Origin of the sequence: Prochlorococcus marinus str. MIT 1214, assembly GCF_027359355.1 — a bacterium.
GTDB lineage: Bacteria > Cyanobacteriota > Cyanobacteriia > PCC-6307 > Cyanobiaceae > Prochlorococcus_B > Prochlorococcus_B marinus_F.
On the sequence record NZ_CP114777.1, the window covers coordinates 1,790,892 to 1,803,622 of the forward strand.

Genomic DNA, 12,731 nt, shown 5'->3' on the forward strand with positions numbered 1-12,731 from the left:
ATTTACAATCTTTCTTTAGCCTCTCCTTTTATTGCAAGGGAGAGGCTTTTTGATTTGCCAAATTAAATATTTATTTTTAAGAGATCGATTAAGACATGATCGTCTACTTAAAACCGAACCTTCGCTTCTATTGTCGATCTCTTAGCATCTAAGAAATATTTGAACAATGTTTAAAATCTTTCGTACAAAGTGGTTTAAGTCCGCGCCAGTAGTCGCGACACTATGGCTTTCTAGTACAGCAGTCATCCTCATTGGAGTTAATTATGTTGCTCCCGACTACCTATTCATGCCAATGAGTTAACTTGTGGTCGAAGGCTTGAAGGGATGTTTATATAGATTGAACTATCTTCGACACTATTGCGTAATTTATTTTTTCTATCGTTAACGGCATTGCTAACTGCATGTACTAATCATGGAGGGGGATATGGATCCTTACCAAAAGCATTTGCGATGGGTCCAGGGGTTCCAGAGGAGCGTACTTGTGAAAACACTTCATTCCATGATAACTATTGTGCTACTGGCGAACACCCCAATCTATGTGATTGTTGAGGTTAGGTCCTACATGACCTAGGTATAAGCATTCAGTTATTGCAACCTTTGTCTAGGTTGGTTTGACCCCTATTCGTCTTGGGTTTGGCAATTCACTAGAGAAAACAATTTCAATTAAATACCCAAGATTTAAATAGGGAAGAATTAAATATTTTCGATTGTATGAGCAGAATATGAAAGGAACAAAAGTTAAATAAAAAAGTAAAACTTTCCAAACGAATCACAGTCAGAACGTTAAGTCGCTAAAACATAATTCCTAACTTTACTGATATGAGTCATTTGATTTTTGGTGGTTTGATATCAACCCCAGCTCCCACTGCTCCAATTGTAGGAATTGCTTTTATTGCTTTGTTTGCAATCGTTGGGCTTATGGTTGGACCTGACTATGACGGAATGAATGCGCCCGCATTAGGAGATTCCAAAGATACTAATCAAGGCTAAATCATTTCTTGATTAGTAACTCAAATATTGGTTGATTAAAAAATCAGTTAGTAGATTTTTAAAGTCTATTCACTGATTTTTTATTTTTAATTATTTCTAGAAAATACCTGGGATGAATTGACCAGTTGTTGCATAAGCGCCTATTCCAGCAACGATGCCTATCATCGCCATCAAACCATTAAAACGTTCAGCACCAGAATTCATGACTTTTTAGAAAAAATTAACTTTAATCATTGTGTTGAGTGTTCGAGAGCGGAATACCGAACGATCATCAATAAGATTGAATATAAAAAAGCTTAATTTCATCAAGCTCAGCTAGTCAGTTTTGACATTGTTGTTTTAGTTTCGTTTGGCTGACTGTTGAATGTAGTTTGACTTCTCTTTCAAAGGTTTGACCCCAGTCATCTTCCAAATAGGTCAAGCTAGCTAAAAGACGCACAGTGATAGGGGTATGTGTATGTTTTTGATTAATGTTTGATAGTGTTTCTATAAGTATTTATTATCTGGTTTTGTATTCACATATACGATAAACAAGCTTAGTAGAAGACATTGAAGATGCCTGTGGCCACGTATCTGAAGGATAAGCAAAAGAAAATTGAATCAAAATATCATCAAGTTGCCAAACAATTTGAATCGAAATATGAGCTAATCCATCGGAAGGTAACCTCAAGGTTTCATAGAGAAGTACCTGAAATAGAACTCGTTCGTTCAAGCCTTAATGATTTGATCGCAAAATCTACAGCATCGGTTGAAAGGAAAATAAAATCAAAAAGTAAAACATCTATCTTCTCTCAAACGTCTACTAAAAAAGGAGCTAACTCTTATCAAGAAAATATTGATTGGACACGAGGTAGATTCTCAGGACAAACAATACAAATCGTTGTAAGGGATGGCAAAATAATGGAGAAGGTTTTCTTAACTCCTAAAGGAAATAAGATTTCTGTTAAGAGAAGCGAGTTAGGACTACTGTTGAGATGAATTCTGATTTACAAAACACGGTCATATTCTTACGTCTCGGTAGGTGAGTTTTTTGGTCATAACTATCAATGTCGCCTGATAAAAGGATCTATCAAGACCCGAAACCAGGTTGTATTCAATGTATTAATTTGAACATTTTCTTTCAAAAAGGTAGTTATAGCTTGATTGTTTATCTGTGGATAGCTAGGTTGAAGCTCTATCGAATCTCTGAAGGGTTGTCTTTCTTTGTTCGTTGGTTTCTCCATATTCATTTAAGAAGCTATAACCACAGTCCTTTCAGGGTTTAAATAAGTTAGATATATGAATATAAGCCAACGTATTACTATTGCATGGGCGGCTCAGAGGGTTTCTTATCTCGATAGCCTTAAGAGGTACGAAGATGGCTACGCTGTTAGCCAAGAATTCTGTGAATGGACTACCTGTTTGAATGTCTATCCAGAAGGACTTAAAGCTGCAACGCTAAACGTTCCAGATTTCAACAAGGAAAACCGTACTAGACAAGCAACGCAATCGTAAAATCACTTAGCCAGAATATTTAAACGTTGGGATCAGCACCAACGAGAGTTAGGAAGACTGTTCTATCGGAAGCCAGTCTTCCTCTTATTGCTAATTAGTTATTGAAATTTAGAACAATGAGTCACCACAACGCTACCCTTAATTTCTCTCATGCACGATATAAGAACAAGGCTTCTTTAAGTGAATTAGATCGAGAAATAGAAATGGGAGAACTAAGACTTAGATATATACAGCTAATGAGAGATGTTCATAAGATTCTTGGAAAGGAAGATGCGATTGAATTGATTAAAGAATCAGAGGGTATCTGGGAAAAACTTACTTCTTGACTGGGTTTTAGTACAAGGAAAACACATTAGTTTATTTTTTAATCCTCTAGATAGCTATCTTTAAAAGTCCTTCTTCGTCCTTTGATTCCATATTCAATTTCTGTTAGCTCCTTCGATTCTCTACCCATATCTAGCTTTGCGTAATACCTTTCGCAGACTGCAATGCTATGACCCGCAAGCTTAGCGACGTCATAAATATCCTTGCCTTGCAAAATCAAATTGCAAATGAAAGTGCTTCTTAAGCTGTATGGGGTGTAGTTCCTATCGCTAAAGACATAGGGTTTCAATTCGTCTCCACATAGTTCGATCATCCTTATCCATATTGTATTTAACATTGAGTATGGAAATTGCTTCATCTCATTAGCTGGGTTGCCAAAGATTAAATCTGTATCTTTAATCTTTTGATCTTGATAGTATCGACTTAAGTACTCTTTTTGTTCTTTCCTCCATTCAAGTAGTTGACTATCCACTCCATTTGTGGGTACGGCTCTTTGTTTCCCAGTCTTAGTATCTTTTATATAAATAATTGCGATCCGTTTATCTTCTGTTTCCCCTTTGGACTTGCTCCATCTTCCTACGTTCTCCCTTTTGACATCACGCCATCTCAACTTATTCAGTTTAATGTTTGGACGTAAGCCACTGTTTTTACAAATTAAACACCATCGATAAAACAACTGATTGAAGTAGACACCTTTACCTTTTACTGAATACTTAGCGGGACCTCTTCCTGTCTTTCTGTTTTTAATCATCTGCTTCAAAGTCTTTACTACTAAATTCCAGTTCCCTTCTTCTATGAGAGGCGGGTTGGCGTCTATTTCGGATTCTTTAGTGACTATCTTTGGCATTAATCTTTTTCATCTAGTGAGTTGATTAATAATCCTCTTGGTTTGCAGTAGCCAATGAAAAAATCGTTAAAGTAAACCAGTTCAATTCTTCTAGTCGACTTTTTTGCTTTTCTCCAAGTTATGTACTCTTGAAAAGTGTTGTTATCTATTTGGTGGGTTTTCTCGATTCCTTTGTAGCTGAGATACTTCTCGAGCTGTTTTTAACCTTGTGCTTTATTTTGTAGAGATTTTTCTTTTAATAGAACAGCATCTACTTTTTTTTCTCTTCATCAAGGAAGTTATTGAGTCACTTTCTAATACTGACTTTCTTTGACCTAACCATATTCTCGGTAATCATTCTTGCGCGTCTTCTTGGACTATTGCTTTCGATTTCATACTGTGCTTTTCTGATCGCTAACTCTTGCGCATGCTCTAAGATTTCACTTCTTAATGCGTTATGTGCATCGAGTGACTTATCAATGGCAGCCTCTAACGTATTGGCTCCATCAATAACTTTTTATCTGTACTTCTTAGTCCCTGGGATTAGTTCACGATACAAGAAAACATCAGGAGCTCTTGTGAAAGACAAGACAACGCCTTTACCTCCGAAAACTTTTGATTTCTCTGCAATATTCGGCATGAAAAAAACTCTTGCCATACTGAAAGCAGCGCAGCAAGAGTTTGACTAAAGTTGGACTGAGGTTAAGAAAAGCCAGTAATAGACTAGTTCTAAACTTTTCTTGAGTAATACTCAACAACTAACAATTCATTGATTTCTATGGCAACCCATTCCCTATCTGTCTTTGCAGATATCTTTGCCGAAAGCTTAGTTTTATCAAGCTCAAGGTGTGGAGGAACATTCGCAAGACCTGGAAACTCTAAGTTTGCTTGAGCCAATTGCTTAGAAGCTTTGCTATCTCGGATTGCGATAACATCTCCAGCTTTGCATTGAAAACTTGCAATGTCAGTGATCCGGCCATTAACGGTGACATGTCCGTGGTTTACTAGTTGCCTTGCCCCTGGGATAGTGGGTCCAAATCCAAGTCTAAAACAAATATTATCAAGCCTATTTTCCAAAAGCTTTAAGAGATTTGTTCCAGTGGAACCCTCTTGAGCACGAGCTTTCTTTACATAGCGAACAAGCTGGCGTTCAGAGATTCCATAATTGAATCGAAGTTTTTGCTTCTCTTCGAGTCTGATCGCGTATTCAGAGCGCTTGCGACGGGCTTGGCCGTGCTGACCTGGTGGATGGGACCTTTTTGCGGCCTTCCGGGTGAGACCAGGAAGGTCTCCCAAGCGACGCGTGATCCTCAGCCGAGGTCCGCGGTATCTAGACATAGGGGTTTAATTTAGGAAATGTTTACTGGTAAAGGGTACTCTGGGCATAAATCCATAGTCCCCCTTTCAGCAGTTCATTATTCTATCTAAAGATGCTTACAAAGATCAATAGAGTTATTGCATTTCTCTTTGTTGGTTTAATTTCCTTTTATCAGAAGTGGATTTCGCCATTGTTTGGACCGAGTTGTAGATTTATCCCTAGTTGTAGTGCTTATGGGATAGAAGCTGTTAATAAGCATGGCCCTTGGAGAGGTGGTTGGCTGACTTTGAAAAGATTAAGCAAATGTCATCCTTTTACTCCTTGTGGGTGTGACCCCGTTCCTGAAAAATGAAATCAGAAGTATTGATCTTATATTCACGAGAAGGATGCTGTTTGTGTCAAACACTTGAAAAGAAATTGTCTAATATATGTCTAAAAAATTTAAAACCTTCTATGGTACTTTCCATTGTCGATATAGATAGCAAAAAAGTGCCTTTAGATATTCAAATGAAGTATACAAATCAAGTTCCAGTAATAGTTCTTGACTCAACTAGATTATTAAAAAAAATTGAATTCCCTCGTGTTTCTCCACGTTTAAAGGAAGACATGCTTTTATCTTGGATACAAAAGAAATTGAATATTTTGTACAAATTATCTTAAAAAAATAATCAATTCCTCTTTCTATTTAATTACTGTATTGATTTCAAAGAGAAAAACATAATTTATGTTTTTTTGACAACTAAAATTCTTTTTAATTTCTGAATTATAAGGAGAGTTATTTTGTGATGAAAATTATGCAGGTCTTTTTATACTTAAAATGATCCTTCATTGATTTTTCATCATCAGAGGTTTGTTTTGTCGCGTTATTTACACTCTTTATTGAAAGCAATTGATCTTCAAGTCCCTCCGGAGTTAGCGAATCCAGAAATAAAAAATCTCTCATGTGATTCTAGAGAAATAAGAAAAGGTGATTTGTTCTTAGGCTTAGAAGGTTCACAAGTTGATGGAGGGGCCTATTGGGCAAAAGCACTTAAAAGAGGTGCCTGTGCGGCCATTATTAGTAAAAATGCTTCTATTTTAAATCCACCAACTAATGAAGACCCCGTAGTTATTATCCCGGATCCTGTATCATTATTTATGGGTAGATTAGCTGCAGATTTTTGGGGTAACCCCTCTAGTGAGATTTGTTTGATAGGTGTCACTGGCACAAATGGTAAAACGACTACATCATTTTTAATTGAATATTTGACTACTTCGCTTGACCGCCCATCCGCCTTGTTTGGAACATTAATTAATCGATGGCCTAAGCATGAGGAAACTTCACAATATACAACTACTTTTGCTGTCCCTCTGCAGGCACAACTTAGTAAGGCCGTTCAGGCAGGAGTTGAATATGCAGCAATGGAAGTCAGTTCTCATGCTTTGTCTCAGAATAGAGTTGCTGGCTGTGAGTTTAGTGGGGCAATATTTACAAATCTTTCAAGAGACCATTTGGATTATCACGATTCGATGGAATCTTATTTTGAGGCTAAAGCTAGTTTATTCCGATCACATCTAATAGAAGATGATGGTCCAAGATCAGTAGTTAATATAGACGATAAATGGGGCGCGATATTAGCAAAAGAGCTAAACAAAAAATGTTGGACATGCTCATTAAAAGAGAACTCTCAAACTAGCGAGAAACCAAATTTATATATTAGTAACCTTCAAGTTTTGCAAGATGGATACAAGGGAAAAGTGCATACGCCCTTCGGGGAGGGAAAATTTTTTTCACCACTAATAGGCGATTTTAATTTAATGAATATGTTGCAAGCAGTAGGAATTCTAGTTCAAAGGGGACTCCCATTAAATGATCTTTTGGCAGCTTTGAGCAAGTTCCCTGGAGTGCCAGGGAGAATGCAATCGATAAATATGGAAGGATTTAAAGTCAAAGACGGCTATCCACTAGTTATAGTAGATTACGCGCATACACCGGATGGTTTGCAAAATGCTTTAATCGCATCGAGATCATTGACCCAAAAAAAATTAATTTGTGTTTTTGGTTGTGGTGGTAATAGAGATAAAGGTAAAAGATCTAAGATGGGAGAAGTTGCTGCTAAGCTTGCAGATTATGTAGTTGTGACATCTGATAATCCTCGGAAAGAAGACCCAAGCGAGATTATTAAAGATATTGAAAAAGGTATAACTTTTGATTCTGAAATTTTTGTTGAGCCAGAGAGATCCATAGCAATTAGACTTGCCATAGAAAAAGCCAAGAAAAACGACGTTGTTTTAATCGCAGGGAAAGGTCATGAGGATTATCAAATTCTAAAAGATCAGATAATTTATTTTGATGATCGTGAACAAGCGAGAAAAGCACTATCCTTGAAAAAATTATTTATATAGACTACTTAGACGAGATAAAATTTTTTAGACCAATAACAAGATTATCGATCTCTTTTAAATCTGTAGTGACATGAACGCAAGCACGAAGCCATTTAGGATCTTCGAGAACTCTTATCCATAAATTCTCTTGACCAAGATAGTTGACAACCTCTTCAGGGGAATCAATTCCTTTAATATTAAAACTTATAATTCCTGAAGGTGGAGGACTGTTTAAAACAAGTTCAATATTTTTGATTTGGTTTAGTTTCTCCCACAGGATAGAGCTGAGGCTTTTAATTTTAGAAAAGCGCTCGGTCTCATGACCTTCATCTTTTAACATTATTAGAGAGCTCCGGAGACCAGCTAAAAGAGGGACACAAGAAGTCGCTATCTCAAAGCGTCTGCCATCAGAATGAAAAGGAGTTTTATTATTGACATATATCCCTTCTTCAGCTTTTAAGCTTTTCCAACCAATTAATGTTGGGCTTGATTCTTTTAGAACTCTTGTTGAAAGAGCAACAGCCCCCAGTCCCTCAGGCCCGTAAGCCCATTTATGGCCTGTAAACGCATAGATGTCCGCATTGTCACAAGCATCTTTAATTGGGATATGACAAAAACTTTGAGCAGCATCAACTAATAAATAAGGTTTACTTGAATGCTCTTTAAGTCTTTTTGAAATATGTTTAATTGGCATGATTTGTCCTGTATTCCAAAGGAGATGTGAGAGAACAACGAGCTTCGTATTTTTTTGTAGATATTTATCTATTAATTTAAGTACTTCTTTATACGTCTCATCTTTCTTGTCGTTACCATTGCATAATTTTGATACGGGTAGGATGGCGATTGTTAGATTTTTTTTTCGAGCCAACTCTTTACATGCTGCGACTATCCCAGGATGTTCACAATCGCTAAGTAATAAATTATCACCATCAGAAAAAGGCAGTCCTAGTAAAGGTAAGATACAACCGGAGGTGACATTTTCAGTAAATGCAATTCTCCTAGGATGAATAGCGCAAATCTCTGCTATAAGATTTTTAGTAGTTATGACTTCTTTTGTAATGTATGGCCAAACATTATTTGTGAATGGACCTAAGTTTTGAATTGTTTGCCAGCTCGAAGTTATTGCATTTAATGATTGAGTTGGGAGTGGGCCCTGACCTCCATAATTAAAATAGTCTTTATTTTGTAGGGCGGGCATATTATCTTTGAAAAATATTGGTGACATATGTTTTATCTTTTAGTTGTAGTAACTAAGAATATCTTTTTTTTGCCAACTTACCAATTTAATTATATCTTCTAGTTATGTGAACCTTAACGTCTACCATTCATAATTATTCTCTGGAGAGATTTTAAATCATAAAGTACGTTATTAAAGTATGATTGCTTTTAATTTTTAATTGGTTTATGAATATCAAAAAAGAACAAAAAATCAAAGCTCAAGAATGGGTGGTTATGTTCGATGGGCAAATAAAAAAAAGTGAGAAAGAGATTGATGCTTATGAGCATCATTTGGAAGTTAACAATCAAAAGAGTGAATAGTGATTAGATTTTGTTCCCATCGGGCAAATTAGTGAAAATCATATTCTGTTGAACTTTTGAATTACTTTCTATTTAAGCTGCTTCACCTTCTGTGGCTTTTTATATTAAGATGCTATTCCTAATTAAGTCTTGCAATGAAAATTGATTTTGGTCCTGTAACTTTTAGCAGGATTGCTAGCATCCTTTTAATATTAGGATTTTTTGGTCTTTTAGCTTATAATTCTACTCTCTAATAATGTGCTAATTAATTCTTTAGTGATAAAACAGTTTAATTATATAAATAGGAATAAAATTACTTTATATAGTTTGTTATCAATTTATTTCTAAAGTATTTATTATTTGAAAAATCAGTTAAATATAAATACTTTTTGATTAACCAAACTAAAGATTATATTGGGCCAATTTAAGTAGTTTCCATTTTTAGCTCTCGTTGCCTTTATTCATACAGTAGAATCAGATGAATTAATTAACGCGAATGGAAACCTCAACTACTGATCCGACCTTATTGATGCTCATAGGAGGAATAGTTGTTTTACTAGCTGGCTCAGTAGCCTATGGTGTTTATTCAACATTCGGTTCAGGCTCAAAGGAGCTCAGAGATACCATTGATGAACACGCAAAAATGCATGAATTAGGTATTGCTCATGGACATGGTGGAAGTTCAGAGGCCTATGAGATGTCTGGAAAGCTTCAAAAGGATCAAATTTCGTAAAAAAAGAATCATTTCCTAAATTTTGATAAAAACTTTATTTATTAAAGAATTTCATTTAAGAAAATTAATCTAGTGGGATGTAATATTGAGTAAATAAGTTGGAAATTAACTCCTTGGATGCAGCAAATATTTGTTTTGTGAAAAAAAAATTATCTGAGCAATTCTCATGTTGATCAGTACATTAACTGGATTTGCTGCTGGGGCAGTACATGTTGTTAGTGGAGCTGATCATATGGTCGCAATGGCCCCTTCATCAATCCGAAAACCACGAGTAGCTTTGATTGATGGATTAGCATGGGGGATTGGACACTCAGCAGGGGTTTTAATACTTTCAATATTTGGGATTTTAGCTAAGGATTTTATTAGAATTGAATTAATTTCTTCTTATGCAGAGTTTCTTGTTGGTATAAGCCTTTTGATTGTGGGGTTCCTAGCTATAAGGACTTCCTTGAAAGTAAATATTCACATGCATCAGCATATGCATGGAGATGAAAAGCCTCACAAACATTTTCATTTCCATTCACCTGGAAATAAACTTAATAAAAGTCATACTCACGCCGCAACGGGATTAGGAGTTTTGCACGGGTTTGCTGGCGCTAGTCATTTGGTTGCAGTTATTCCTGCATTGGCATTACCTTTGCTTGGAGCGTTGGCTTATTTATTTGCATATTTACTTGGATCAGTCTTCGCAATGGGATGCGTTGTTTTAGGTATATCTTTTGCAACGAGTAAAGCGAATAAAATGTTTTATCCTTTCTTGATGCGATCAATAGGAGCACTATCAATAGTGACAGGAATATTTTGGCTTCAAAAGACTTCGATTCTAACTTTTTAAAAGTCTTGCTTCATGAATTACACAGCTAGCCTTCTTGCTTTAGGTGGCTTCTTTTTATGGGTTGTTATTGCGACATTGATTTGGGCAAGAAGAATGAGAAAACTTAAAAAAGAATATTCTCTAAATAAAAAAAATTCAAAAATTAATTGATACATCTTTTTCCATCTTTAGATACATATTTATCAGTGAAATTGATTAAAGATTATGTATGATCGTTCAAATATAAATAAGATTGATGAAAGGTGTTTTGTTTTTCTTAGGTTCCATCTTTAGATGGCCTGTCCAGAAAAGTAAAGAGTTTTTGATTCTGCATGTTTACCTTTTAGGAGTATATGGAGTAACTTTTTTGCTAAGAAACATAGGTTTAGAATTGTCTAACCTTATTTTTACAGTTGGTCTATTAGCTCCAATCAGTTATCTCATTTATAACGGACTCCCTTTAGATTGTCTTAACTATAAATCAGCAATAAAAAGGGAATTAAGTTCTTTAATGGAATAACAAAGGTTAATTTATAAAACTTGTATTACTTCGCTAACCTCTGGAATCATTTCCCTTAGCTTTCTTTCAATACCCATTTTGAGAGTCATTGTGCTACTCGGGCAACTTCCGCAGGCACCTTGAAGTCTAACTTTGACGATTGGCCCATCTATTTCAGCTATCTCTACATTTCCTCCATCAGCCATGAGAAATGGTCTTAATTCATCAAGAACCTTTTCAACGTTTTCTGTGGTCAGTGCAAGAGTTTCGTCGCTCATTTCGGCTTTCTTAATTTAATTTTGCTTAGCTTAGTTAATTGCAGGATAGTCTGTATGTAATCTTGATAAAGATTTTGTTTAATACCAGTGCCTCAGAGTCTGAAAATACTTATGACGCAATATTAGTCGGAGCAGGAATTATGAGCTCAACTCTTGCAGTACTTCTGCATGAGCTTGAACCAGATTTACGATTGCTGCTTGTTGAAAGATTATCTTCTGCTGGTTTGGAAAGTAGTTGCGCCAAGAATAATGCTGGAACAGGACATGCTGCTAACTGTGAGCTTAATTACACTCCAATTCAAGAGGATGGCTCTCTAAGTACCATCAAAGCTTTTGAAATAAATAAATCATTTGAGCAAAGTTTAGAATTTTGGGCATCCTTGGCAGAAAAAGGGAAATTGATACCAAAAATGTTTTTAAATAAGTTGCCACACATCAGCCTTGTTTTTGGAGATAAAGATATTTCTTTGCTTAAAAAAAGGTTTTCTGAACTTAGTTCTCATGCCGCTTTTGCTCAAATGGAATTTACCAAAGATCCTGGAGAATTAAAAGATTGGATTCCATTGATTATGGATGGGAGGAAACAGAGTGAAAAGATTGCTGCGACGAGAATTCAAAGAGGAACTGATATTGATTTTGGGAATTTAACTCGCTCATATATCAATCAACTTGAGGGGGTAAATTCTATTGAGATTAACTTTTCTACTAATGTTGAAAATCTTGAACAAGATAGAGAAGGAGATTGGTATTTATCTTTAAAAGGAGCAAAAAAAAATAGAGTGGTTAGATCAAAGTTTGTTTTCCTTGGGGCAGGAGGAGGAGCTTTATCTCTTTTGCAAAAATCGGGAATTCCAGAAGGCTTGTCATATGCAGGGTTTCCTGTCAGCGGCAAATGGTTGATTTGTGATGAGGAGAAATCAACAAAAACACATAATGCAAAGGTTTATGGAAACGCAGCAGTTGGAGCACCACCAATGTCTGTACCGCATTTAGACACAAGATGGATAGAGGGAAAAAGATCTCTTTTGTTTGGTCCTTTTGCAGGATTTAGTTCGAATTTCTTAAAATATGGATCAAAATTGGATTTGTTTAGATCGATCAAAACAACTAATCTTTTCTCTATGTTGCAAGCAGGATTAGACAATATAGATCTAGGGAAATACTTACTAAATCAATTAATACAAACAAATGAGGATCGAATAGAAACTTTAAAAAGATTTCTTCCTATGGTTTCACCTGATGATTGGAAGCTTTCAATTGCAGGGCAACGGGTTCAAATCATTAAACAAACCTCTAAAGGGGGTGTTTTGAAAATGGGGACAGAAGTTGTTACTTCATCAGATGGATCTTTAGCTGCTCTGCTTGGAGCTTCTCCTGGTGCAAGCACAGCAGTAACAATCATGATTGAAGTTTTAAACCGGTGCTGGCCGGAAAAAATGAAATCAAGTAAATGGAGAAATAAAATCTTAGAGCTTTTTCCCAGTTTTGGGACAGATATTAATTCAAATCAAGAAGCACTTTTGGCAATTCGCAAAAGAAACGATTTCTTACTTAAATTAATTTAAAACTTTAA

The 12,731-nt window shown here is 35.8% G+C and carries 19 protein-coding genes; 14 read left to right on the top strand and 5 right to left on the bottom strand.

The genetic code is table 11. The features are described 5' to 3' along the window. Positions 1-166 precede the first annotated feature (166 nt). The 3 genes from O5639_RS09875 to O5639_RS09885 all read left to right on the top strand — a co-directional run bounded on the left by O5639_RS09875 (position 167) and on the right by O5639_RS09885 (position 990). A complete protein-coding gene (locus O5639_RS09875) occupies positions 167-301 on the top strand; it encodes a Photosystem I reaction center subunit IX (protein ID WP_269609720.1) in 135 nt (44 codons plus the stop codon). Positions 302-357: 56 nt separating this feature from the next. Next, the gene (locus O5639_RS09880; protein ID WP_269624335.1) at positions 358-549 is read left to right on the top strand and encodes a hypothetical protein; all 192 of its coding nucleotides are present in this window, start codon (positions 358-360) and stop codon (positions 547-549) included. Between the two features lie 270 nt (positions 550-819). Then, the gene (locus O5639_RS09885; RefSeq protein ID WP_269624336.1) at positions 820-990 is read left to right on the top strand and encodes a hypothetical protein; all 171 of its coding nucleotides are present in this window, start codon (positions 820-822) and stop codon (positions 988-990) included. Positions 991-1,086: 96 nt separating this feature from the next. Here O5639_RS09885 and O5639_RS09890 read toward each other — a convergent pair whose 3' ends face one another. Continuing rightward, entirely contained in the window at positions 1,087-1,194 is a 108-nt protein-coding gene (locus O5639_RS09890) for a high light inducible protein (protein ID WP_158466094.1), read from the bottom strand. Positions 1,195-1,545: 351 nt separating this feature from the next. On the opposite strand from O5639_RS09890, the gene O5639_RS09895 reads away from it, so the two are divergent. Then, positions 1,546-1,968, top strand: a complete 423-nt coding sequence (locus O5639_RS09895) for a hypothetical protein (protein WP_269624337.1) — start codon at positions 1,546-1,548, stop codon at positions 1,966-1,968. A 632-nt stretch (positions 1,969-2,600) separates the two neighbouring features. Continuing rightward, entirely contained in the window at positions 2,601-2,810 is a 210-nt protein-coding gene (locus O5639_RS09900) for a hypothetical protein (RefSeq protein WP_269624338.1), read from the top strand. A 38-nt stretch (positions 2,811-2,848) separates the two neighbouring features. On the opposite strand, the gene O5639_RS09905 is transcribed toward O5639_RS09900, so the two are convergent. Then, a complete protein-coding gene (locus O5639_RS09905; protein ID WP_269624339.1) occupies positions 2,849-3,655 on the bottom strand; it encodes a tyrosine-type recombinase/integrase in 807 nt (268 codons plus the stop codon). Positions 3,656-4,113: 458 nt separating this feature from the next. Between O5639_RS09905 and O5639_RS09910 the strand changes: the two genes are divergently transcribed. Beyond that, entirely contained in the window at positions 4,114-4,323 is a 210-nt protein-coding gene (locus O5639_RS09910; RefSeq protein ID WP_269624340.1) for a hypothetical protein, read from the top strand. A gap of 40 nt (positions 4,324-4,363) precedes the next feature. Here the strand turns inward: O5639_RS09910 and rpsD are convergent, their stop codons facing one another. After that, the gene (gene rpsD, locus O5639_RS09915; RefSeq protein ID WP_269624341.1) at positions 4,364-4,972 is read right to left on the bottom strand and encodes a 30S ribosomal protein S4; all 609 of its coding nucleotides are present in this window, start codon (positions 4,970-4,972) and stop codon (positions 4,364-4,366) included. A 92-nt stretch (positions 4,973-5,064) separates the two neighbouring features. On the opposite strand from rpsD, the gene yidD reads away from it, so the two are divergent. The 3 genes from yidD to O5639_RS09930 all read left to right on the top strand — a co-directional run bounded on the left by yidD (position 5,065) and on the right by O5639_RS09930 (position 7,337). Continuing rightward, entirely contained in the window at positions 5,065-5,304 is a 240-nt protein-coding gene (yidD, locus tag O5639_RS09920; RefSeq protein ID WP_269624342.1) for a membrane protein insertion efficiency factor YidD, read from the top strand. Beyond that, positions 5,301-5,612 (top strand): glutaredoxin family protein, encoded by a 312-nt coding sequence (locus tag O5639_RS09925; protein ID WP_269624343.1) that lies wholly within the window; start codon positions 5,301-5,303, stop codon positions 5,610-5,612. Before yidD ends, O5639_RS09925 begins: the two co-directional genes overlap by 4 nt. A gap of 195 nt (positions 5,613-5,807) precedes the next feature. Continuing rightward, positions 5,808-7,337, top strand: coding sequence for a UDP-N-acetylmuramoyl-L-alanyl-D-glutamate--2,6-diaminopimelate ligase (locus O5639_RS09930; RefSeq protein WP_269624344.1), 1,530 nt, complete (start codon positions 5,808-5,810; stop codon positions 7,335-7,337). Between the two features lies 1 nt (position 7,338). Here the strand turns inward: O5639_RS09930 and O5639_RS09935 are convergent, their stop codons facing one another. After that, a complete protein-coding gene (locus tag O5639_RS09935) occupies positions 7,339-8,541 on the bottom strand; it encodes an aminotransferase class V-fold PLP-dependent enzyme (protein ID WP_269624345.1) in 1,203 nt (400 codons plus the stop codon). A gap of 179 nt (positions 8,542-8,720) precedes the next feature. Here O5639_RS09935 and O5639_RS09940 point away from each other — a divergent pair, with 179 nt between their 5' ends. The 4 genes from O5639_RS09940 to O5639_RS09955 all read left to right on the top strand — a co-directional run bounded on the left by O5639_RS09940 (position 8,721) and on the right by O5639_RS09955 (position 10,552). Next, a complete protein-coding gene (locus tag O5639_RS09940; RefSeq protein ID WP_269604666.1) occupies positions 8,721-8,855 on the top strand; it encodes a hypothetical protein in 135 nt (44 codons plus the stop codon). 475 nt (positions 8,856-9,330) lie between these two features. Continuing rightward, a complete protein-coding gene (gene psbN, locus O5639_RS09945) occupies positions 9,331-9,567 on the top strand; it encodes a photosystem II reaction center protein PsbN (RefSeq protein ID WP_225866589.1) in 237 nt (78 codons plus the stop codon). Between the two features lie 166 nt (positions 9,568-9,733). Then, positions 9,734-10,402 (top strand): hydantoin utilization protein A, encoded by a 669-nt coding sequence (locus tag O5639_RS09950; RefSeq protein WP_269624346.1) that lies wholly within the window; start codon positions 9,734-9,736, stop codon positions 10,400-10,402. A 12-nt stretch (positions 10,403-10,414) separates the two neighbouring features. Continuing rightward, the gene (locus O5639_RS09955) at positions 10,415-10,552 is read left to right on the top strand and encodes a hypothetical protein (RefSeq protein ID WP_269624347.1); all 138 of its coding nucleotides are present in this window, start codon (positions 10,415-10,417) and stop codon (positions 10,550-10,552) included. Positions 10,553-10,912: 360 nt separating this feature from the next. Here O5639_RS09955 and O5639_RS09960 read toward each other — a convergent pair whose 3' ends face one another. Continuing rightward, positions 10,913-11,158 carry a NifU family protein gene (locus O5639_RS09960; RefSeq protein ID WP_011294385.1) on the bottom strand — a complete coding sequence of 82 codons (246 nt, stop codon included), beginning with the start codon at positions 11,156-11,158 and terminating at the stop codon, positions 10,913-10,915. Between the two features lie 74 nt (positions 11,159-11,232). Here O5639_RS09960 and O5639_RS09965 point away from each other — a divergent pair, with 74 nt between their 5' ends. Next, a complete protein-coding gene (locus tag O5639_RS09965; RefSeq protein ID WP_420063677.1) occupies positions 11,233-12,723 on the top strand; it encodes a malate:quinone oxidoreductase in 1,491 nt (496 codons plus the stop codon). The last annotated feature ends 8 nt before the right edge of the window (positions 12,724-12,731 follow it).